Below are 22,630 nucleotides of genomic sequence, written 5' to 3'. Positions count from 1 at the left end.
GTTACGGTTCGGCCTGCTTGGTGGCTTCCGCATGCGGGCTGGCCTGAGTGGTCATATTTCATTGTTAGCCCATCGTTTGGGCCTGTTTCTTGGGAGCTGGCAAGTGCAGCTGAGTCGCGCCGTTATTGCATCGTCCGTATTGATGTTGGTTGGCCCGTTGTTGGTTGACGGGGTGGTTTCCTACGCTGCTCCAGTCTCGGCGGTGGTTGTGCCTGATGAGGCGACGGCGGCGCTGGCGAAGGCAGCCGATACCGGGGACCCGGTGGAGGTGCTGTCGTTGCGCGATGAGTACACGCAGGTGTTCGCCGAGACGGACGGTCAGTCGCTGATGCAGGAGTCGAGTAGCTCTCCTGTGTTCGGACGCAACGCTGAGGGTGAGCTGGCTGAGATTGACACAACTCTGGAGCTGGTCGATGGGGCGATTCGCCCCGTCGCAACCGCGTTGGGGCTCGTGCTCCCAGCTGGTCCGGGTGAGACCCTCGACTTGTCGTACGAGGGCAGCGGACTCGAGCTCGGTCTGCCCGGCACGCTGTCGGCGCCGACCCTTGATGGGGCGACCGCGCGGTACGCGGACGTCTTTCCTGGTGTGGACTTGCTGCTGACCGCGACGCCGGACGGGGTCTCGCAGGTGTATGAGGTGAGAACGCCGGAGGCGGCAGCCGCGGCGCCGCTGGAGCAGCTGGTCTTCCCTGTCGAGGCAGAGAATGGCGACCTAGTCCCGCGAACCGGAGGCGGGTCGATGTTCATCGACAGCTTCGGTGAGGTGGCCTTTGCGTCGGGGCCGGCGCTGATGTGGGACTCCTCCAGCGATGAACTCACTCCGGAGTCGGTCCCCGAGACTGACCCTGCCGAGGTCGCACAGGAGGACTACGCGGCTCCCTCGCCGTATGACCAGCGCGAGGAGATGGCGGTAAAGGTCACCGATGCTGGTCTGCGCGTGACGCCGGACGCTGAGTTCCTTGCCGACCCCGAGACCGTGTATCCCGTGTTCATCGACCCGGACCATGTGCTCGGCCGCGGCGAGAGGACGATGCTCCGTTCAGACGGAGAGAAGAGCTGGCAGTTCAACGACCCTGACGGTGAGGGCGTCGGCCGATGCCCGACCTCCTACGATTCCTCCTGCAAGGGCCCCTACCGCAAGCGCCTGTTTTATGAGTTCGGCCGTGGTGACCTGAACGCCGGCGACCAGGTAATGCGAGCCGAGTTCGTCGTAAAAGAAACCCATGCAGCTTCGTGCACCAAGACCCCGGTTGACCTAGTCCAGACCGGCGAAATTTCGCCCGCATGGGACTGGCCCGGACCCGGTGTCATCAAGCAGATCGATTCCAGGACGGTCGCCTATGGCCGGGCGGGGTGCCCGGCAGCCAACGTCGAATTTGGGAGCGACGCTCTCCTGGTCTCGGCTCGCAATCTCGCCGACGGCGACCTCGGCCGGCTCACACTTTCGTTGCGGGCTGGAAACGAGTCGGACCAGCTGGGCTGGAAGCGCTTCTCCGACGACGCCGTCCTCAGGGTCTGGTACGTCCGGAAGCCGGGCGTGCCGACCGGTGTGGGGGTCGCGGTCAATGGGGTGCCTCTCTGCGGCGAGAACTTCGATGACCGCGAGATGATCGACAGCAACTATCCTCGGCTCAAGGCGACCGTCCAGACTGCGGTCCGACCGGGTCTAAATGCTCCGCCCGGAAAACTGCGTGCCGCATTTCAGCTGCAGGTGCGCCGTAACGGCACATGGATCGATGTTGTGACTCACAAGCGCCCGGCAACCGGCGGCGACGCGGATGGCAGCCCCCAAGTCCTCGACTTTGCAGACCTCCCACGCAGGCTTCCCAACGACGCCTACCGGTTCAAGGTGTGGACCGAGTCCTTCTACGACATCGAGCAGGCCGGCAGTGGCTGGTTGCAGGGTGGGTCGAGCGACTGGTGCCACTTCGGTATTGACGAGGGCCAGCCCTTGCCGCCGCTGGTGACCAGCAAGGACGGCAGGTATCCCGAGGAGATCGCCGGCGTCATCAGGTGGGGCGGCAAGCCGGGGCAATTCGGGGACTTCCTGTATCGCCCGGACCCGACCGATCCCTCGCCGAACATTGTTCGGTACAAGACCGAACTCACCGGCGTCGGCACCGCCGTCGATGGCGCCGTAGGCAATGACGGCTCGGCGACCGCGCGCGTGACGCCTTCCAGCGCTGGTCCCTACTACCTCTCGGTCAAGGCGTACGACCGAAACCAGCGAGCGGGAGCCTCCAAGGTCTACCGGTTCAACGTGCAAGAGAATCGGCCGCCCGTCGGGTACTGGCATGTGCGGGCTGGCGATACGACCACTATCGCGGACTCCGCAACTGGACCGGAGGCGCGCCCGCTCACTTTGAGTTCACTGTCGTTACTGGCTGGCGCAGGTTTCGGGCGGCGCGGGAAACTGACTGTGGGCGCAGACACCGACGTGCCCGACTACGCTCTCCGGTTCAACGGAACCGGTGGCCAGGCCAGGTCCCAGACCTACGTTCTCGACACCAGCACGTCCTTCACCCTTTCGGCGTGGGCGATGCTCACCAACACCGATCAGGATCGGGTCCTTGTCTCTCAGTTCAACGAGGCGGGCACCGAGGGATTCGACCTTCGCTATTCCAAGGCCGCCAACGCCTGGACAGCTGGATGGACCTATAGGGACGCGACGGGTACCCACGTCCGCCGCAGCACGGCGCCGGTCCCGGCGGTAAAGGACGCATGGACCCAGGTCTCAGCGGTCTACGACGACGCTACAAAGACGATCCAGTTGTTCCTGAACGGCCGTCCTTCAGGTGCGCCGTTGGACGTAAGCGGTGCTGCCACCCCTTCGGCGACCAACGGGCCGCTGATCGTAGGAAGGGGCGGGACCGCGATCACGACGACAGCGCCGTTCCACGGACTCATCGACGAGATTCAGGCGTGGAAGAACACCGTTGAGCCCGCGGAATTGTCCCAATCCGGCACTCAGGACGACGAAGGCAACCAAGTCGTGACGTTGGTGCGGAGCTGGCGCGCAAGCGTGGCAGCCGGCACAAACACCGCGACGACCATCCAAGACAGCTCGGTGTTCGGCCACACCGCGAGCGTGTTGAGACTCGAAGGTGACGCGGTCAAGGACACTGCGGCTGGACAGGTGCTCTTCAGTGGCAACGGCGGTCTCGCCGCCACTGGTCCCATGCTCGATGAGACAGGATCGTTCACGGTCTCGGCAGACATCACTGTTGATGACCAGGCCATGGCCGGGCGTGACCGCGCCCGAATCGTCGGGCAGCAGGCCGCCGGTGGCAACCCGAGCTGGGCACTGTGGTTCGTCAAAACCGGCGTTCAGAACGGCCGCGCAATCGGTATGTGGACCTTCGGCCGCTGGTCGGCCCCAGGCCAGCTACGCACGGCCCAGACCGACCCCGAAGATCAGGAGCACGTGATCCTCGGAACGCAGACCCGCATCAACGTGGTCTACAGCGCCAACCTCACCGCCAACCAGATCTGCATCTACGGCGGCATCAACCCGGACGAGATCGGGTGCGCCGACTACGACGCACCCGTCCAGGGCGCCGGGGAGATGACAGTCGGGATGTCACCTGCCGGCCCAGGGCTCGGTCGGACTGACTTCCTTGTCGGACGGATGGCGTGCCTGCATCTCTACGCCGGCGCCGCCACTCCCACCGGACTCAAGACGCTCGCAGGGTGCAACTGATGACTTCCATGAACCGTCGACGCTCGATCGCGGTCACCGTGACGACCACGGTCGCCCTCGCTTGCGCGGCACTGACCGTGGTCCCGGGGCCCGCGCGTGCCTTGGTAGCGCTCGACCCGCCTGCTGCTACCCCGTCGGCTCCCAGCGAGGGCGCGGACCTGCAGTCGGCGACCGGTCGGGCAGCAGCCAACGCAGCAGAAGAGGAGTTTGATGCCCTCCTCGCCGAGGCCGAGGACACCGCCGCGGAACAGGTCGACGAAGAGACCGCGACCCGACAGGCTTTGGCACGCAAGGCCGGACCGACTTCGTTGGCCACGTCCTCAACAATGGCCGAGACCGGCTCAGTCACCCAGGGCAAGACCGGTAACGGCGACTACTCAGCGACACCATTGGCGCCGTCTGCATCCTGGTCGGCGGGGGGCTCGGCCGGCTCGTTCGGCTGGAGCTACCCCTTCGACGCCCCCGCCGCGGCTGCTGGCCCACGTCCCGCCCTAGGGGTCAACTACGACTCCGGTTCGGTCGACGGGCGCACCTTCACCACCAACAACCAGCCCTCCGTCATCGGTGAGGGCTTCGACCTGACCAGTTCCTACATCGAACGCCGCTACATCTCGTGCAGCGACGACGGACACCCGGCCAAGTTCGACCTGTGCTGGCGAGGCGAGCACCTAAGCCTGGTTCTCAACGGCGCTGCCAACGAGCTCGTCCAAGTCGGCGACACCGACGTGTTTCGGCTCAAGCAGGACGACGGGTCCACCGTGCAGCGACTCCGCGGCGCCGAGAACGGGATCCGCAACGGCGAACACTGGCAGCTCGTCACCCCCGACGGCACCGAGTACCTCTTCGGGCGCAACCAGCTGCCCGGCTGGAACGCAGGTGACCCCGAAACGAAATCGGCATGGACGGTCCCGGTCGTCACCAATGACGCCAACGACCCCGCCCAGGCACAGGTCTGCAAAGAGGACGGCTACCCGCTAGCCACCTCGTGGTGTGACCAGGGGTGGCGCTGGAACCTGGACCTGGTCACTGACACCAACAACAATGCAGCGAGCTACTGGTATACCGCCGAGACCAACAGGTACGCCCGCAACGCCAACACCGACAACAAGACCGAGTACGTGCGCGGCGGCTACCTCAACCGCGTCGACTACGGCCTACGTCGCGACAGCCTCTTCTCGGGCTTTGATCTCACCAAGGCGCCCTACCGGCTCAAGCTCGACTACGCCGAACGATGCGTGGTCGGGGCCTGCGAGAACCTCACTAAGGCCACCAAGTCGAAGTGGCCCGATGTCCCGTTCGATTCGGTGTGCGAGCCCGGAGACACCTGCAAGGACGACTACGCCCCCACCTTCTTCTCTCGCAAGATGCTCACAAACGTCACCTCAGCGGTCTCGATCGCTGGCGGTTACCGAAACATCGACGAATGGTCCCTCGACCACATCTTCATCAACCCCGGCGACACCGGAGACTCCAGCGACCACATCTTGTGGCCCACTCGCATCAACCACACCGCAGTCGCCTCAACCCCCCACATCGCCTCGCGGCCCGTCAGACTGATGCCAACCCTCGACGAGGCCATGAGCAACCGCGTCGACCGAACCGGCGACGACATCTCACCGCTCATCCGACCCCGTCTGTCCCGGGTGGTCAGTGATACCGGCGCCGTCACCAGAGTCGAGTACTCGGCACGCGACTGCACCACCGGCAACCTTCCCGTCTCGGTAGCCAACAACCAGCGGCGCTGCTTCCCCGTTTGGTGGGCACCCAACGGCGGCGACCGCGACAAGGACTGGTTCCACAAGTACGTCGTCAACTCCGTCACCGAAACCGACACCACCACCGGCGAAGCTGTCGTCACCTCCTACGAGTACCAGGGCGCCCCGGGGTGGCATTACAACGACGACCCCTTCACCGCCAACACCTACCGAACCTGGTCGCAGTGGCGCGGATACGAACGCGTGAACACCCTTGTCGGCAACCCCGACTCGGCCAAGCGGACCCTGAGCACGACGGTGTTCATGCGTGGCATGGACGGCGACCGCTCCGCCGATGGCGGGACCCGAAACGTCCAGGTCGCCGGCATCAACGCCGACCCGCTCGACGACAAGGAAGCCCTCGCCGGGAGCGTCCGCGAGACCGTCCTGTACGACGGCCGGAACCGTGACGGCAGCAACGGCGCGCAACTCAGCGGCACAATCACCACCCCGGTCGTGCTCGACTCCCGCGCCTCCCACACCTTCGCGGCCGGCAACATCGACGGCAAAGCCGCCGACGCCGTCACCATCCGCTCCACGATCGTGCGCACCAAGACCACCACCGACCGGGTCCGAGTCACCAGCGGCTCGACCCCGTACTTCCGCTCGAAGGTCAACAACGTCGTCGAGTTCGATGCTCTCGGCTATCCCAAGCAGGTCGAGAACTACGCCAAACCCGACGACAGCCTGGCAGCAACCACGGATCGGACCTGCACCACGCGCTGGTACGCCCGTAACACCGACGCGGGGATCCTCGCCGCGCCCGCACGCACCCAGGTCTTGGCCACCGCGTGCACCAACGCCGACTCAGCTGTCCTCCCAACGGACGCGGCGACACCTGGTGATGTCATCAGCGACACCGCTTTCCGCTACGACGGCGCCTCCGCGTGGGCGGGGCAGCAACCCACCCGCTCCAACCTGACCTGGACCGGCCGCGCTGCCGGATACGCCGCAGACCGGACCCCCTCGTTCCAGGCCACGGTAACCACCACCTACGACAGCCTCGGGCGGTCGACCTCGACCACCCGTGGTGAGGCCACAGCGACTACCGACTACCAGCCCTCCGGCGCCGGTGTCCCGGTCTCCTCGACCCAAACCAACGCCAAGGGCCACGCCGTCACCACCACCTACGACCCGGCCTTTGCTGTTGACACCCTGGCGATCGACGCCAACGGACGACGCATCGAGAAGGCCTACGACGCCGCCGGCCGTCTGACCGAAGTGTGGACACCGAACGTCAACCGTGCAGTCGGCGCGCCGCCGACGGTCAAGTTCGGGTACCGCATCGGCGGTGATCGCGACGAGTTCGGCTACGTCACCGGCTCCTGGATCTCAACCTCTCGTCCCAAGGGCGACACCAGCGGCTACGTGACCGACTACGAGATCTTCGACGCACTCCTGCGGCCACGCCAGACCCAGACCCCGTCAGTATCCGGCGGACGCCTGATCACCGACACCAACTACAACGACCGCGGCCTGGTTGACCAGAGCTTCACCGACGTCTGGGACGACGAAACCGGCCCCAACGGAACCCGCTGGGTCGTCTCCGCAGGTGGTTTTCTCCAAGACGACACCACCTACGACGGCGCCAACCGCCCGATCGCGGTGAAGTCCAGCTGGGGTCTTACACAAGTGAGCCCCTCTGGCTCAACCCGCGGAAACCAGACCACCACCACCAGCTACAGCGGTGACACCACCGCCATCGAGCCGCCGGCCGGTGCCCTCGGCACCCGGGTCATCACCGACGCGCTCGGTCGCGTCACCGAGCGGCGCACCTACCCCACGGCTGCCGCCACGGGCGCGACCTACCTGTGGAACAGGTTCAGCTACGACAAGCAGCAGCGGCTCAAGACCCTCACCGCTGTCGACAACACCCAGTGGACCTACACCTACGACCTCTTCGGTCGACAGGTCCGCGCGACCGACCCCGACCGCGGCGCCACCACCACCACCTACGACGCCCTGGACCGGGTCCGCTCGACCACCGACGCCGAGAACCGCACCCTCTCCTATAGCTACGACGATCTCGATCGCAAGACCGGGCTCTTCTCGACCAACACACAGACCCCGGCAAATCAGCTCGCCGAGTGGACCTACGACACCCTCACCAACGGAAAGGGGCTCCCGGCAGCATCGATCCGTTACGTCGGAGGCAAGGCCACCGGTTCGGCCTACACGAAGGCGGTCGCCGCCTACGACTCCATGGCCCGACCCATTCGCACCACACTCAACCTGCCCGCGAACGAGCCACTCGTCACCGGCCCGCCGGCCGGGAACGGTGCACGCGTCGCCGCGACGATGGAGTTCTCGACTTCGTTCAACCGGGACGGCACGGTCAAGACCACCACCGAACCTGCTGTACCCGGCCTGGCTGCTGAGGTCGCCAGCTATGGCTACGACGCCACCGGGCTGGGTCTACCCACCACCCTGTCCGGTGTCTCGAGCCTCGTGCAGAACAGCTCGTACTCGGCCTTCGGTGACCTCACCCAGTCGACCCTTGGGCTCTCGGCCAGCAACAACAACAAGGTCTGGCTCACCTACAGCTACGACTCCCGCCGACGGCTCGAATACTTCTACACCACCGAGAACGGTGCCGCGAACCACCTGATCGACGCCAAGTACACCTACAACGACGTCAACCAGGTGACCGCAATCGACGACCTCGCGGTAGCCGACCCCGACTACCAGTGCTTCACCTATGGCACCTACCAGCGACTCGAAAACGCCTGGACTCCCAAGACCAGGAACTGCGCTGCGACCGGCCGCGTCAAGACCAACATCGGCGGCAAAGCGCCCTACTGGAACAGCTACACCTACAACGCCAACGGCACCCGCGCCACTAGCACCAAACAGCCCGTCACCAGTACCGGTGTCGCCACAGCCACCAACTACGCCTACGGCGGTGCCTGCACCAATGGCACTACCGCGACCACCGCTGGCGCCCACACCCTGACCAAGACTGAGACCCGCGTCGGTACCGCCACTGCCGACGTCGATCTCTTCTGCCCGAATAGGGTCGGCGACCACGCCACCTCGGTTGCACCCAACGACGCCACCCGCACCGCGACCTGGGACGCCGAAGGAAAGCTCGCGACCCTCACCCAAGGCACCACCAAGTACACCCACATCTACGACGCCGACGGCAACCTCCTCATCAAGCGGCCCACCGGCAACACCGCTGGCATCACCACCCTGTACCTCGGAGCCACAGAGATCCGAGTCACCAAGTCCACGGCCGCGACCCCGGTCTACACGGCCAAGAGCTTCCGCTACTACACCCATGCCGCCGGGACCGTCGGCTACCGCCTCGGCGTACCCGGAGTGGCCAGCAAGCTCTACTTCCAAGCCGCCGACCACCACGCCACCACCTCCGCTCAATGGGAGGCAACGAACCCGGCCACTACGCGCACCAAGCGCTACACCGACCCCTTCGGCGCCACCCGCGGCACCGCGCCCACAGGGTGGGTCGACGACAAACGATTCCTCGGCAAGTCACACGACGACACCACCGGAATCACCCACGTCGCAGCCCGCGAATACGACCCCGCCCTCGGACAGTTCCTCTCCGTCGACCCAATCCTTGACGTTGGCGACCCCCAATCACTGAACGGGTACTCCTACAGCAACAACAACCCGCTCAACCTTTCCGACCCCACCGGCATGGTCTTCGACAACGACGACGTCGAGGTCGCCGCCAACACCAGCGCCGGCCCCTCTGCCCCCGCAAGCACCACCTCGAGCGCACCAACCGGCACGACGAGCACCCCGTCCTCGACCAGTACTCAGTCCGCTCCCACGTATGGCAGCGCCGGCAAGGTCTACATCACGGGACAGGGCTACGTAGACCAGGAGTACGCGGCAAGCTACGACCCCTGTGCCATGACAACCCGATGCAACAGCACCGAGGTCTCCCCACTCGTAGTGGCTGCCGGCAAGCTCGTCTTCGACGGCTCCGCATGCGACACATTCAGCTGGGGCTGCATCGCCGAAATCGCCATGGTGATCCCCTTCGCCAAGATCGGCAAGGCCGGTAAACTCCCTGGCCTTATCGACGACCTCGCCGACGGCAGCCGGGCCACCGACAACACAGTCGACGGCGGCCGCGCCGCAGACGAAGTGGCCGACGCGGCAGACAGCGGGTCTTCAGCTACCACTGGTGCGCGCTCTTGCTTAAAGTCATTCGTCGGCGAAACGCTCGTGTTGATGGCCGACGGGTCGAAGAGACCCATCGGGAGCATCAAGGTCGGTGACCGGGTGGTCGCCACAGATCCTGAGACCGGGGAACGAGTAGTCCGTCGTGTCACCCGCGTGTGGGTCCATGACGACCACGTGCTTGATCTCGCGATCGAAGGCGAGACCATCACCACTACTGCTGACCACCTCTTCTGGTCAGTCACCGATCAACGATTTGAACGCGCCGACCAGCTCGCCGCTGGCGAGGTCGTACTCGGAGACCTCGGTCGCGGGTCCATAGTGCTCGGTTTCCGTTCCGGAACCGAGCGGTCCGAAAAGGCGTACAACCTCTCCATCGCTGGCGTCCACACGTACCACGTCGGAGAGGCGTCCATCCTCGTCCACAACGACTGCGGTTATAGGCCCTCAGGTGGATTCGCGGACTCGGATCTCGACGAAGTGGCGCAATCTGTCTATCAGCACGTGGGTGCCGGTGACGTACCGGGTCGCCCAAATTTGACGCAGATTCATGAGGCACTGACTCGAGGGGTCCCCAAGGCGCTTGGGCAGGGTGACGGGGGCATCGCTCAGGTCATCAACTACCGGGGTGTTCGGGTAATCATCAACGAGGATAGCCCGTGGAAGAGCACGGCTTACTTCCCAGGCGGTGGATGACGATGGCTTCGAAGAAACAATGGCAGACGGTTTCAGTCGCGCTCAACCCATACGTATCGTTGAGTATGGGCGAACTCCTCGACGGCTGGAGATCTCACGTTCGCAGACTTTCGGTGGAACTGGACGCCGAAACCTCCGACCGCGCCACGTGGGGAGCTCACGACTACGCAGCTGCACTTCACATCCGCGAGGCGTTCGAGCGCGGCCTCGCACTACTTCAGGCCCAGGATCGAGCGGATGCAAAGCGCGAGGTAGCGGACTCAGATCAGTACCTTCAAACGCGAACTGAGCCAGATGTCGGTGGGTTATTGAACGAGTTGCTCTCAGCCGAAGCAACCAGCGATTCATGGTGGTGGCACCGCGTGCCAAAGCGCGGACCAGTGCGTGATGAACTTGAGTCGTATAAGCGGCGCTAGAGGTGGGACCGACCGTGCTTGGCGTCGATCATCTCACCGTAGACTGCCGGTCAGGTGGCGGTTCTGATGTGCGCGAAGGATGTTAGTTCGGCTTAACCGGTCGAGATTGAGTTCGGCCGCCTGAAGGGTGTGATGGCGGCGATATCTCTAAGCCGGTCCACTTATTGGCTTCGATAACTGGGAGCGTTCCAGTGGCAACAGGCGACACCTGCCCCGCTTGTGGGTATACCGAATTGTCCGAGGCGCCCAGAACTCGAAGCGGAGGCTCCTACGAGATCTGCTGGAGCTGCGGATTCGAATTCGGTGTCACGGACGAAGACCTGGGGTATGACTACGATCACTGGCGCCAGCGTTGGATCGAGCGTGGTATGCCTTGGGATAGCGAGCCACGGCATCCGAGTCCCGAGGGGTGGGACCCGGTTGTGCAACTGGAGCGATTCCTGGATGGGAATAACGAGTAGGTAGTCCGCTCGGCACGGACTGACTAGCCCAACGCTATGAGCCGAATGCCGGACATCGTCATCGGGCCCAATCGGATTGGTTCGGATCGTAGAATCGAGCGCACCAACCGGCACGACGAGCACCGTCCTTGACCAGTACTCAGTCCGCTCCCACCTATGGCAGCGCAGGCAAGGTCTACATCACCGGGCAGGGCTACGTAGACCAGGAGTACGCCGCAAGCTACGACCCCTGTGCCATGACAACCCGATGCAACAGCACCGAAGTCTCACCACTCGTCGTGGCTGCCGGCACGCTCGTCTTCGACGGCTCCGCATGCGACACATTCAGCTGGAGCTGCATCGCCGAGATCGCCATGGTGGTCCCCTTCGCCAAGATCGGCAAGGCCGGCAACTCCCCGGCCTCATTGACGACATCGCCGACGGCGGCCGGGCTGCCGACAACACAGTCGACGGTGCGAAGACAGCAGACGACTGGCCGATCCTCAGCGGAATCGTCCGCGACGCCGGCCAAGGGTAAGGGCATCTTCGGTGTAGGCTCTGGTACGGCTTCACAGGCCTCGAGAGCGGGCGAATCGTGGGTGGGTGATGGTTATCGGATTGCGAGCGATGGCAAGACGCTCGTTAGTCGCGATGGCCTGAGAACTTTCCGGCCGCCGTCATGGAAGCCCGATCTCGGCAAGTATCTGGCCAACTTCTCGTATTGGATCGGGGAGAGAGCCGGCAAACCAGTCGGTAATGGACACCTCGACGTGACGGGCATGGTTCCATGAGGGCAGCAATCCGCTCGATCATGAGCCTCGACGTCGACGACCTTGACGGCTGGGCCCCTGAGAGCGAGTCCTGGGCTCTCGGACTACAGATTCTTGCTGGCCCGGACGACGGTCCAGGCGAGGAGTCGTTCGAGCTCACCGTCTGCAATTTGGCTTGGCTGGCCGAGCGCGTTCGGCGCGACGGCGTATACGACGGGCGTCACCACTTGGTCGTCGAGAGGTACGACTGGTCGACGCTTCGTGTGTTTGTCGAGCGGCGCGTCCGGGCATGCCATGGCCCAACTTGGCGCGACGTGGCCGTGCAACTGGCTCGGTTGGGCTATTGGGAGTTCGAGGACTACCAGCCGTAGTCAGCCGACTTGGCCGCTGAAGGCTTGGCGGGCGTAATGGCGTAGAGGCCAAGCTGGGTCCAAGGAGCGCGTTGACCTCGGCGACGGCATCGGCACGTTTGTCTCGCGACGGTACGAGTATTCCGACTCGAGGGGAATCTCTCGTTACGTGCCGTGGAAGCGTTGACATCATCCTTGGGAGGCCTCAGTGACGACCGATCCCGCGACCTTCCGCACGGAGGTGCTCCTCTCGCTTCAGAGAGCGCTCTGGGACCTGGTTACGCCCGCACTGCGGGCTGTTGCCGTCCGGCCCTTGTATCCGCTGATCGAGGCCCGATTGGTGTACGAGGCCGTGGGAGACGAGGAGCGCCAGCTCGCAGCTGAAGCCGAGTCGTACGTAATCGCCGACTTCCTGCCGCCGATCGACGTCCGATTCGCAGCAGTCGAGGTCCCGCCCGGCTTACAGCGCGAACTCGAAGCAGACGAGGAGTGGATCTATCGCCGCCGGGAGGGCGAGTCGTTGTGACCCGGCCACGCGTTCCAGAAGCACGTGATCGATAAGGCCGAGTTCGCAGGGATCACGACGCGATCGCAGTTCGCTCAGCACATCGAGGACGTCGTCTCCAACGGGGTGATGCGGCCACTGGAGCGCGGGCGCACCGGTACTGGCGGGACGGTACCTTGGTGATCCGAGATCCGAGATCCGAGGAACGTCGACGGGGGTACTGCCTTCCGTCCGGAGGACGGCTACGGCTACTTCCTCGGGCTGGACTGAGGTGGCATTGGAATGAAGCTCCTACATCCGGAATCCTCATGGGTCGGCGACGACGAAGTTCTTGAGGGCGAGGTCGTGATCGCCGCGACTCGAGAAGAGCTGCTGTTGCTCGCCAACGCTCTCAACGAGGCCCTACAGGCCGTCAACGACTGGGAGTTCGGCCCAAGGCTCGGCGGGTCGCCGGACGAAGCTCGAGCTCTCAGGTCAAGGGTTCGCGATCTGCTTCGCGAAACTCGACGGCCGGAGTGAAGATGGGTGAGATCGCAATCGCCTTGTCCCGTGATCAAGCGCTGGCGCTGTTCGTCTTGCTGCCTGCGAATCCCTCGGCGGCCGGCACGAGCCCGCAGTAGATGTCAGCAGATCGTTTGCCCCCGTCCGATTTCGTAGGTCGAGCGATTGCATCGTCCGGTTCAGGAGTTCGAAGTTAGATGCGGTCCCATGGGGGGTGTGCTCGCCGAGCAGTTCAGTTCCGGCCGAGACTTGGGTAGCGCGACCTCGCGGTACCGCTGGTTGAAGCCGCCGCGCGATCTCTTCAGATTCCACATGGATGCTTCGCTCCGCCGATGCGAGCATCGGCGGAGGCTTGTCGAGCACGGGTGGAGCAACATCCGTCTAGCCGGGTGACTAGCGAACAGGTGAGACCACTGAGCCAGTTCTGCCGGACCTGCACCGGCAGTGCCGTCACGCGGTCGGGATCCACCAGTGTTTGTCCGCTCGTTGCTCGAGGGCGATGCTCTCTTGCGTTCCGTCCGCGAGATTTATGACCAGGGTGGTGGCGGCGACGGCGTGGAGCTCGCCGTTGTGGTCGCGGTAGGTGTCTCCGGCCATGACGGGGAGGTTCGTTGGCAGCTGGAGTTGTGCTCGTTCCGATGGGGTCATGCCTTGAATCTGTCACAGGTCGCGGACAAGTCGACGTCGGACGTTTCATCCGGCGTGGTCGACGGCACGCAGGAGTCGAGCAACACCGCTTGACTAGTTGGTCGGACACTGACAGGCGAGGACCCCGGTGATGGATGCCGCTGCTCTCGGCGGCGACTGAGCCGTCTGTCTATGCCTTCGGGCGCCTGGCGGCGCGGCAGCGCCCAGCGCCATCTAGTCAAACCGAGAAGCAGAGCGGGGGACCCGGTGCTTCCTTCCCGGAACTACCTCCGGCCCTGCGGTTCGGCGCGCCATGTGGCGAAGCACAGGGCCGGGGGTGGTTCCGGTACGAGGAGTCGGTGCCTCGGGCTTGTCACCCCTGGGTTAGCGGTCTGTCGCGACTCGAATGTCGTCGCACGGGTTCAGGTTGCAGAACCGGGCGGGACCGGGATGGTTGTCGTTGTGCCAGCGTTCGACTGCGTGGAGTGCGGGGGCGTACTTGGCGGTGGCTTCGTCGTGCCCGTCGTCCCAGGCGGCACCGATTGTCTCTCGAGTTCTGCTGTGCCCGCAGTGCACGTCGGCGTCCTCGAGACTGACGAAACTTTGGGTGGTGCCTTCAACGGTGACGAACTCCATGCTGGGTCGGCCGTCGGCTATGACGATCCGGATCTGTCCGCGGCGGGGCAGAAGAATTTCGAAGACCTCGCTGTAGGAGAGATGGGGGTCTGCTTGGTGTGGATCGGTCACGGGGGCGTCCTAATGAAGGCAGGGGTGGGTTACGTGGTGTTGTTGTCGCGGTATCGGCAGAAGGCCCGAACTAGGTGACGTTGCCGTGGGTGCGATGTTGGTTCAAGTCGACTCCGCAGGGAGCAGCCGCACCCGTACTTCCTTGGGCCTCATGTCGCGCCGGCTCGCGTCGTACTGGGTTCTGCCAAGGGCCCAACGTCGGCGCAGGAGGTGGTCACTAACCGAGTGCGTGCCCGGCAGGAGACGCGCCGGCCCGCGGCCTCCTGCAGGTCTATTGGTGATCCGGTCACCGTCAAGACCTGCCGATGCACTGTGTGAACCCGTACGCGTACCGCACCTGACCGGAGGCCGGCCGGCCGTGCCTCGGTCATGACTAGGAGGACACCGATGGCTCTGCTCAGCGGATCGCAACTCAACGGCGCGACCCTCTACGAGCTAGACGAAGCGCGAGCCGCGATCTCTCAACACTTAGAAGCGACAAAGTGTGGGTTCGAGTCCCACCGGGGGCACAACGAGAAACACCGACCTACCTGGGGAAACGCTTCTGGGGCGGTCGTTAGGCCCCAGTGGATGCACAGGTTCGGCGCTACTCCGGCGCTACGGCATTCGACGTTCCGCGCCTCGGACCGGCGTCGGTCCCACGGCGGTCCGATGGCCCCACGATTGCTGCTGCTGCGAGGTCGGACCGCGGCGAATCGCGGTAGGCTGAGGGCGAAGGCGCCACTCACTGGGACGGCAGCGGGTACGCGGAAGGCCGGGACCGACATTCCGGATCACACCCCACGTACTTAAGTCTCAGTCGGATGACTGTCTGGTGGTTATCGGACCAAGAGCGGCAAGGCGAGCGGCCACCGACAGCACGCGCAGATCATCAACGGCGCGCGGTCGTCTGTCCGCACGACGTGGGGATCGCGTCGCATCGGCGACATCACTCACGGTGACGTCATCGCTTGGGTCGCCGACCTCGGGAGCAAGCGCAGCGCGAGCACCCTGCGCCACAACTTCTACACGTTTCGTCGCGTGGTGCGGTTCGCGGTCGCCAATGGACTGATCCTCCGCGACCCAACCGTGGGGGTGGAGATGCCCGAGCAGCAGGACTTCAACACTCAGCAGGCCGAGCGGGTGATCCCGGCGCCGGCGCAGGTACGCGCCTTGATCTCCGCGACCGCTGAGCCGTGGGCGATGTACGTGCGTCTCGCTGCTGCAACCGGCATGCGGCCGGAGGAACTGACCGCGCTGCAACTGCGCGATCTGTCGAACGAGAACACGACGCTCACGGTGCGCCGGGTTCGCGTGAAGGCGAAGGACGGCGCCTGGACCTTTGAGGACGTCCCGAAGACGAGGCGGAGCCGCCGCGACGTCGACCTGGACGACTACACCGCCGACCACCTCACGGTTTACCTCCGCGACCAGCACGAGCTTACAACGCGGTGGTTCACCGAACACCCCGACCGTCACCACCCGGGCGACCGACTTCCGCTGTTCCCTGGGGTGGGCGAGTTCAAGCGAGGTCAGCGACAGCGTCAGACTGGTAGCGACCGCGATTGGTTGGAGTGGGTCGATGCAAACGGCGAGCCAAGCCCCCTCAATCACGCGTGGTTCACGATGCGCTACTGGTCAGCGATCCGCGAGGAAACGGGCCTGCCTGACACGGTGCGGTTCTACGACCTACGTCACTTCCACGCCTCATGGCTGGTCGAGCAGATCGGCAAGCCCGGAGCGCTGACCATCGTCGAGGTCTCCAAGCGGCTCGGCCACGCCTCGACCAAGATGACGCTCGACCGCTACGCCCACGCCGCGCCCAACCGAGACAAGCGAAACGCCACTGCCGCCATTTGGGGTGAGCCGTCGAACGTCCGACTACGCCAGGCGTAGGTTTCGCCGAACCTCAAGTTCGCGACAAGTCTAGGCAAGTTGCCGTCCGAGCAGGTTGCGGCGACACGCTGGCTCATGCACACTGACTTGTAGCCGGGCATAATCACACTGATGTAGTTCCAAGTCACGCGCATCTTCAGGCGTGTTGATCACATGGAATCGGTGCAGACGTTCGGCTGGTCTGGGGGGACCGCGATGGTTCTCCTGCGTTCAGATGCCGCGCTGACGGCTGAGGGAGGAGGAAGATCGCCAATGAAGACCAACCCCTGGCACTCGATCAAGCAGGACCGGCACCACGACAACACGTCGTGCAACACCGGCAACAACATCGAGTCCGAGAACCGGCGTTCCGGCACGGGCGGCAAGCCCCTGTGCACCGAGTGCGCCCGCCTCTGATCATCGAGGCCTGACCGTGAGCAACACCAGGTCGTCGTAAGTCCGCACGAGGGGAAGCTTGCGGCGTCAACGAGGAAGCCCCACACGGACCGACGTGGTAACGACACTTCGGTACGGGTGGGGCCTCTCCTCTATCTAATCGTTTGCTCCCAGTAGCCGTCACCCCAGGGTTGGGGGTTGGACGCCGCTGGCTGTTTGGAGAGGCAGTGAGTCAGTGGGGATGCTCCCGTCCGAACGACGACGGCAGGACGAGATCGCCCGACGGGAGGCTGATGGCGAATCACTCTGGACAACGGCCTTCGAACGACGCGCACTCGTGCGCATTGGCGAAGTGTGGCGGCGGATTGCCCGCGACGTCGATGTCTACGCGTCGGTGGGCTTCAGTGAGCGTGTGGCCACGATATTGCGCCTGAACGGGGGATGGGAGTTCCACCAGTTCGGCGCCGACTCGCTGGTCTCATCATCGGATGAAGTCATTTTGGACGCGCTCGCGGCGGCATCTGCACTCATGCACGGGTCACCCTTCCCGGATCGGGACTTGGGTGGGCTCTTCGACACAGCCGTGAACAACGTGATGCGAGAGCACCGAATCGCCTACAAGTTCGTAGACGGCGAACTCATCCCGTTCGAGTCCGACGAGCTTCTGCAGGCCGCCATCGAGCCTGCGCTGCGACTCATGGCCGGTCCGCAGTTCAAGTCGGCCCATGACGCCTATCTCAATGCGCTCAGGGAGATCAGCAACGGCGAACCAGGCGATGCGATCACTGACGCAGGGACGGCGCTGCAGGAGGCACTGACCGCCCTTGGGTGCGAGGGCGACGTGCTGAGCGCGTTGATAGGGGACGCGAAGGTCAAGGGGCTGTTCAAGTCGCACGATGCCCAGTTGCACGAGGCGATGATCCTCGTGACCAAGTGGGCCGCGTCAGAGCGCAACAAGAACTCCGACGCGCACAAGCACCCCGACGCATCGCTCGCCGACGCCTGGCTCATGGTCCACGTCGTCGGTGCGCTCATCGTTCGTCTCGCCGACCCGGCGCTCCGAGGCGAACCGACGGAGTAACCGGGAGCGCGGCAACCCAGCCGATGCGGGGTCGGGGCCGCTCGACGTCCCCCGACCCCAGCCCTCGGCCCCTCGCCCAGCGGCAGGCCCATGAAACGGACGCTCGCAGCCCAGCCGGTGTGATCCGACCCCGGCGCGGGTTCGGCTACCGGGGTCGGGTCGGAAACGATCAGTCGTCGGCGAGTTGCAGTCCGTCGCCCGACCAGTACTCGCAGGACGCCTCGCACCGGCACTCGGGCCAGCGTTTGCAGGCGTCGTCAGGCTTGATCACTTCGCGGTCGTCGCGGCGGTCGGCTTCGCGGCGGGCTTCTTCGCCGCAACCTTCTTCGCCGGGGTGGTCGATAGGTCGAGCCGGTCGCCGGTGATCTTGTCGGCCTTGCCGGCGACGATGGCCTTGCACTTGGCGCAGAAGTTGGCCGGGGTCGAGCCGTTCTTCCAGGCCGCACCGCGCGCAGAGGCGGTCGTCTCGGCCCCGTGGTTGAGGCAGGTCGTGCGCCAGTCGTCGCCGTCCTTGCGGGTCCAGGTCGTCGCGCCGGTCGAGCGGCTGACGGCGTGACGGACGCGTGGGGTTTTGACGGTCGCGGTCGGGGTAACGGTCTTCGCGGGCATGGGAGCCTCCTTGGTCGATTAGTTGCCCTCTGCAACTAACGGGCCGAACCGTACGGTCTGCAACACACCGATGACGACTGCCCAGGTCGGCTGTGCCAGGTCAGCTCTGTTCACCCTTGCGCTCTTGCCGACGAGCACGGACACGCGCCACCTGAGCGGGCTCCTGGTAGACGCGAGTCAAGACCGCGTCCATGAGTTCTAGGACGTCCTCGGCGTCGGCAGCAGTGATCGGCTCTTCGGCCAGATCAGCGTGGGCGACCTCGTTGCCTGCGAACCGAATCTCATCTGCCGCGTCTTTCATTGCGTCTGAGATGACGCCTTGCTTCGCCATTTCGACAATCTTCTTGTCGAGCATGCCCTTCTCGATGCCGTGGTGCTTCGCCGTCGCCTCAACTACGGCACGAGCGAGCGCGATGGCGCCTCGGTGAGCGCCGACGCTCATGCAGAGGTGGGCCTCGTCGGCCGTCGAAGCGATGTGCTCGGGTACGTCGAGGAACTCCTTGCCGCCAACCTTTCTCGGCCAGTAGTCGACGATCTGTTCCTTATCGGGCTTGACCCAACTCCCGATGACCCTCTTGCACTCCGGGTTGTTGCAACGGCTCGCGCTGTCGTACAGCGACTCCCCGCCGCTCTTGGCATAGGTGGTTGTGTCGGCCCAGACGACCGAGAAGGTGCTGTAGCCCTTGCAATGCGGGCAGATGAGCGAGGTCATGCGGTGACCATATGCGCGGCCGCCGACAGTCGGCGCTACGTCGGCGCTACGGCATCCCGGGCAAGCTTCCGCATCGGCCTCTCGGCAGGTCGTCGCGTCGAGGGTTGCAGAAATCCAAGATGACCAGCGGAAACGTCGCAAGCTCGCGAGGGCTGCCGCAGGACCGGCGCGGACCCCTACGGCTCGACTCCTCGGCCTTAAAAACCGTCTGCCAACAGGGAGTCGTCGCGGCTGCGCGAGACACATTCGCCGATCATGACGAAGTTCGTGTTGCGAAGGTCTGTCATCGACCTGGGCGACGGTTGCCCGTTTTACATCGTTGACCGAGTGGAGGACGCCAGAGGTGAAGAAGTCAGCATCGCAGTAGCGACGGTCGAAGGCTTGGAGCGAGCGCTAGACGGACCGTTGATGGCGCTGGTCCGTGACGGCTTCCCGGTTGGGCGTCACGACGTGCTCATCGTGGACCTGGGCGCTGGCACGGTGCGCGTTCACGGTCGCCACGACAACGAATGGGTGCGAAGGCACATGTGGGGGCGCGTCCTCCGCTTCGTGGCGCGCAACGTGGGTCACTCGTGTTTCGCCCGCCTTCGACACGATGGACCAATCCAGCCGCGTCCCGGTACTAGCGCGTCCAAGGTTACGTACACCAAGCAGAAGTTCCGCGCCCACGGGTGGAAGTGGAACGTCCGCGCGACACGCGCCAACCGTGCGTGGGCCGGCAAGGAGGTCGTCATGCAGGCCAACCTCTGCGGCGGCTGGCAAGAGATGTTCACCAAGCGCACGAACTCGCGCGGGCAGGCGGCCTTCGCACTCAATCCCAAGGCCGGCTGGAACACCGAAAGTTCTGTGGCAAGCCCGGCGCGCGCATCCCGTTCCGCTTTACCGTCCTCGGCGACACCAACCCCGCGGTGACGTCAGCCCGACCTTCCGAGTAAAGCGCGGCTGATCGAGCACGCCACATCGACCGGCCCGGACCCGTCGCTAGACGCCCGGGCCGGGTCTTCGATTCTAGGCGCCCCGAGGACGTGAGCACATCGGGGACGGTTTGCCGCATCGAGCACGACGGGCCAACTTCCGCTACTACCCTGGCGGCATGTCCACTGGCGCGCGACGACTGATGGGGCTGGGTTTCTTTACAGTGGCATTGAGCCTCGGCCCCATCCTGTATGCAGCCTTCAGCTCTGATGGCATGTACAGCGTTTGGCATAAGGCTGGCGCAGTGTCGATGTTCGGCGGTGTGTGCGTGTACGGCGCTGGTGCATTACTCGACCGTTGCGCCCCGCATCAGTGCCGCTCGCACCGACGTCATACCTAGTACGAGCGTGGCCTCTCTACGCGCCCAGGTGTGGTTCAGTCCGTCGACGAACTGACCCGCCCGACTAACAGGACGTGCGGCGGGTCGGTAGACCTTCTCGATCAGCGCTGCGGCAATTGGGCCCGCGCTGCGTCAGTCGAGTGAGCAACTAGGGCAGGACGCTGGGTGCGGCTATGGACAAGGAGGCGGCTGCATGACCGGGCGGCTAGTCCGGCGCTCGGACCGCCGTGACTGTCGAGAACGTCGCCAACACCGGTGACAACAGTCCGCCCCACGCCCAGAGCCGTCGACCTCCGTCAACGAACATGGGCAGCAAGACGAAGACGACCTGCGCGAGCACGCAACCCACCAACGACAGTCGGGCAGCTCGCTTGGTCGTGATGAACGGCTGGGCCATAGGTCCCCTGTTTCCATCCGAAGGGCGCGACGCCCAACTCTCGGCACGTGCGCGCACTGTGCGCGGCATGGGCGAGCATCTCAGAGGACCGACATGGTCGGATCAACCCCGGCTAGGTCACGATGCTCGGTTCAAGGTGCCTGTACGCGCGAGCAATCTCGTCGTTGCGGTGGCAGTCGGCGAGGGCGCCGTCGGGGCGGCGGTGTGAGGGCGTTGCATAGTCCCGGTTGCTTACAGGCCGGCCGAGCGGTCTCGACGTGTCAAAGGCCGTCGTCATCCCGGCGGGGACCGTGTCAGCGTCGTTCGTCGTAGAACTGACCTGAGTCGGGCCTGGCACGTGCTTCCTCACCGTCGGCCTGACAGGACCCGCCATTGGTCCGACTGGATCTCCCCCAGTCCGTAAGGCAGATCTAACGTGCGGGGGGAAGCTGGGCGGCACTTCTGCATCGCAAGGCACGACGTCTTCTCGTTGGGGGGACGACAGTGGTCGACGGTGAACAACACAGGTTGCCACGATCCGGAACCTTCGTGGCTGGACAACCCGTCGTACTAGTGAGGGCTCGAACAACCGGAGGGTGAATGGAGCAGGACGCGGACTTCGCGGACTACGTCAGCGCGAGGTGGGAAGCGCTGGTTCGTTCGGGGGTCATGCTGGGATGCACTTTGGACGAGGCTCACGATCTGGCTCAGACCACGCTGTTGCGTTGCTACAAGTCTTGGCGGAAGGTGGCGGCTGCCGCGGAGCCGGACGCATATGTGTATCGCATTCTTATCAACTGTCATCGAGACGGAAGACGACGTCGATGGTCGGGGGAAGTCCCGACCGAATTACTTCCTGATCGCAAAGTCGATGATGAGACGCAGCTTGTTGCCCTTCGTGATTCGGTTCGTCGGGCCATCGATGAGCTGAGTTTGACGGGCCGACAGGTTGTGGTGCTTCGTTACTTCGCGAACCTGAGTGAAGCTCAGACAGCCAATGTTCTGAACATTCCATTGGGAACAGTGAAGTCTCGTCTTTCTCGCGCGCTGTCACAGCTTTCAGATAGCGACCATCTAGTCGAAGGGCCGAGTGGTGAATGACATCCGATCGAACGTTCTGAACGACATTGATCGTCTAAGAGTGGATCCGCCCCCGATCGCAGACATTGTCGATTCGGGCCGGGCTGCTCGACGACGTCGGCGCGCGTACGGCGGCGCGGTCGTTGTAACTACCGTGGTTTTGGCAGGCGTAGGAGTAGGCGTTCACCTTCAAGACAGCGGTGGCGCCAGTCCAGATCCGGAGTTTGCGAACGGTGCGGAAAGTTCAGCGGGACCACGAGACTTCACTGCGGGATGCGAGTCGGGGGTGTCCTCGGGCGGGACGTTAGAGTCCATGCCTCCCCAGTCGGCGACCGAGGCTGCTACTTATGCGAGGACCCCTGCAGAGGCCGCTGAGCGGACCCTGCGTGCGCCGGCGTTCCGGGCCGTGTTCGCAGGCGCTGAGGTCGTGCGTTCGGAAGGGGATAGCGAGGTGTCACCTGTGTTTGACGTGGTCCTGGACAGCTCGACCGTCGGGCAGATCACCGTCAGCCGTCTTGACCCATACGGGGTGTTTGTTTCGACCTACAT

Annotated in this window: 16 protein-coding genes; 13 read left to right on the top strand and 3 right to left on the bottom strand. The window is 64.4% G+C overall.

What is annotated here, in order from left to right:
• The first annotated feature begins 103 nt into the window (after positions 1-103).
• The 8 genes from E4623_RS03645 (at position 104) to E4623_RS22465 (ending at position 14,025) form a co-directional block, all read left to right on the top strand.
• Positions 104-3,700: a LamG domain-containing protein gene (locus tag E4623_RS03645; RefSeq protein WP_167736456.1), complete on the top strand. Its 3,597-nt coding sequence runs from the start codon at positions 104-106 to the stop codon at positions 3,698-3,700.
• The gene (locus tag E4623_RS03635) at positions 3,700-10,302 is read left to right on the top strand and encodes an RHS repeat-associated core domain-containing protein (RefSeq protein WP_167736455.1); all 6,603 of its coding nucleotides are present in this window, start codon (positions 3,700-3,702) and stop codon (positions 10,300-10,302) included. The genes E4623_RS03645 and E4623_RS03635 overlap by 1 nt, the downstream gene beginning before the upstream one ends.
• Positions 10,266-10,718 carry a hypothetical protein gene (locus tag E4623_RS03630; RefSeq protein WP_134765113.1) on the top strand — a complete coding sequence of 151 codons (453 nt, stop codon included), beginning with the start codon at positions 10,266-10,268 and terminating at the stop codon, positions 10,716-10,718. The genes E4623_RS03635 and E4623_RS03630 overlap by 37 nt, the downstream gene beginning before the upstream one ends.
• A 589-nt stretch (positions 10,719-11,307) precedes the next feature.
• Positions 11,308-11,949 (top strand): hypothetical protein, encoded by a 642-nt coding sequence (locus E4623_RS03620; RefSeq protein ID WP_134765112.1) that lies wholly within the window; start codon positions 11,308-11,310, stop codon positions 11,947-11,949.
• Positions 11,946-12,299, top strand: coding sequence for an Imm8 family immunity protein (locus E4623_RS03615; RefSeq protein WP_134765111.1), 354 nt, complete (start codon positions 11,946-11,948; stop codon positions 12,297-12,299). The genes E4623_RS03620 and E4623_RS03615 overlap by 4 nt, the downstream gene beginning before the upstream one ends.
• 187 nt (positions 12,300-12,486) lie before the next feature.
• On the top strand, positions 12,487-12,804 hold the full coding sequence (locus tag E4623_RS03610) for a hypothetical protein (protein ID WP_134765110.1): 318 nt from the start codon (positions 12,487-12,489) through the stop codon (positions 12,802-12,804).
• A gap of 261 nt (positions 12,805-13,065) precedes the next feature.
• Entirely contained in the window at positions 13,066-13,302 is a 237-nt protein-coding gene (locus tag E4623_RS03605; RefSeq protein ID WP_134765109.1) for a hypothetical protein, read from the top strand.
• A gap of 453 nt (positions 13,303-13,755) precedes the next feature.
• On the top strand, positions 13,756-14,025 hold the full coding sequence (locus E4623_RS22465) for a hypothetical protein (protein WP_167736454.1): 270 nt from the start codon (positions 13,756-13,758) through the stop codon (positions 14,023-14,025).
• 270 nt (positions 14,026-14,295) lie between these two features.
• Here E4623_RS22465 and E4623_RS03600 read toward each other — a convergent pair whose 3' ends face one another.
• Positions 14,296-14,658: a hypothetical protein gene (locus tag E4623_RS03600; RefSeq protein WP_134765108.1), complete on the bottom strand. Its 363-nt coding sequence runs from the start codon at positions 14,656-14,658 to the stop codon at positions 14,296-14,298.
• Positions 14,659-15,678: 1,020 nt separating this feature from the next.
• Here E4623_RS03600 and E4623_RS03595 point away from each other — a divergent pair.
• The 3 genes from E4623_RS03595 (at position 15,679) to E4623_RS03585 (ending at position 17,989) form a co-directional block, all read left to right on the top strand.
• Entirely contained in the window at positions 15,679-16,533 is an 855-nt protein-coding gene (locus tag E4623_RS03595) for a site-specific integrase (RefSeq protein ID WP_134765107.1), read from the top strand.
• 252 nt (positions 16,534-16,785) lie between these two features.
• Positions 16,786-16,929, top strand: a complete 144-nt coding sequence (locus E4623_RS03590) for a hypothetical protein (RefSeq protein ID WP_209020465.1) — start codon at positions 16,786-16,788, stop codon at positions 16,927-16,929.
• Positions 16,930-17,149: 220 nt separating this feature from the next.
• Positions 17,150-17,989, top strand: a complete 840-nt coding sequence (locus tag E4623_RS03585) for a hypothetical protein (RefSeq protein ID WP_134765106.1) — start codon at positions 17,150-17,152, stop codon at positions 17,987-17,989.
• A gap of 267 nt (positions 17,990-18,256) precedes the next feature.
• Here the strand turns inward: E4623_RS03585 and E4623_RS03580 are convergent, their stop codons facing one another.
• Together E4623_RS03580 and E4623_RS03575 are read right to left on the bottom strand one after the other, a co-directional pair.
• The gene (locus tag E4623_RS03580; RefSeq protein ID WP_134765105.1) at positions 18,257-18,598 is read right to left on the bottom strand and encodes a hypothetical protein; all 342 of its coding nucleotides are present in this window, start codon (positions 18,596-18,598) and stop codon (positions 18,257-18,259) included.
• A 100-nt stretch (positions 18,599-18,698) separates the two neighbouring features.
• Positions 18,699-19,310, bottom strand: a complete 612-nt coding sequence (locus tag E4623_RS03575) for a DUF4145 domain-containing protein (RefSeq protein ID WP_167736453.1) — start codon at positions 19,308-19,310, stop codon at positions 18,699-18,701.
• Positions 19,311-19,565: 255 nt separating this feature from the next.
• Between E4623_RS03575 and E4623_RS03570 the strand changes: the two genes are divergently transcribed.
• Together E4623_RS03570 and E4623_RS03565 are read left to right on the top strand one after the other, a co-directional pair.
• Positions 19,566-20,222, top strand: a complete 657-nt coding sequence (locus E4623_RS03570) for a hypothetical protein (RefSeq protein ID WP_134765103.1) — start codon at positions 19,566-19,568, stop codon at positions 20,220-20,222.
• A gap of 1,379 nt (positions 20,223-21,601) precedes the next feature.
• The gene (locus E4623_RS03565; RefSeq protein WP_134765102.1) at positions 21,602-22,102 is read left to right on the top strand and encodes a SigE family RNA polymerase sigma factor; all 501 of its coding nucleotides are present in this window, start codon (positions 21,602-21,604) and stop codon (positions 22,100-22,102) included.
• Positions 22,103-22,630: the final 528 nt, after the last annotated feature.

Origin of the sequence: Nocardioides sp. 1609 (genome assembly GCF_004522105.1) — a bacterium.
Classification (GTDB): domain Bacteria; phylum Actinomycetota; class Actinomycetes; order Propionibacteriales; family Nocardioidaceae; genus Nocardioides.
Note: the sequence above shows the minus strand (reverse complement) of the source record. Positions and strands in the feature narration are given on the sequence as shown.

What these genes read in the sequence shown, in the direction of transcription:
- E4623_RS03635 (WP_167736455.1), top strand. Translation starts at nt 3,700, where the DNA reads ATGACTTCCATGAACCGTCGACGCTCGATCGCGGTCACCGTGACGACC.
- E4623_RS03615 (WP_134765111.1), top strand. Translation starts at nt 11,946, where the DNA reads ATGAGGGCAGCAATCCGCTCGATCATGAGCCTCGACGTCGACGACCTT.
- E4623_RS03605 (WP_134765109.1), top strand. Translation starts at nt 13,066, where the DNA reads ATGAAGCTCCTACATCCGGAATCCTCATGGGTCGGCGACGACGAAGTT.
- E4623_RS03590 (WP_209020465.1), top strand. Translation starts at nt 16,786, where the DNA reads ATGAAGACCAACCCCTGGCACTCGATCAAGCAGGACCGGCACCACGAC.
- E4623_RS03585 (WP_134765106.1), top strand. Translation starts at nt 17,150, where the DNA reads ATGCTCCCGTCCGAACGACGACGGCAGGACGAGATCGCCCGACGGGAG.
- E4623_RS03580 (WP_134765105.1), bottom strand. Translation starts at nt 18,598, where the DNA reads ATGCCCGCGAAGACCGTTACCCCGACCGCGACCGTCAAAACCCCACGC.
- E4623_RS03575 (WP_167736453.1), bottom strand. Translation starts at nt 19,310, where the DNA reads ATGACCTCGCTCATCTGCCCGCATTGCAAGGGCTACAGCACCTTCTCG.
- E4623_RS03570 (WP_134765103.1), top strand. Translation starts at nt 19,566, where the DNA reads ATGACGAAGTTCGTGTTGCGAAGGTCTGTCATCGACCTGGGCGACGGT.
- E4623_RS03565 (WP_134765102.1), top strand. Translation starts at nt 21,602, where the DNA reads ATGGAGCAGGACGCGGACTTCGCGGACTACGTCAGCGCGAGGTGGGAA.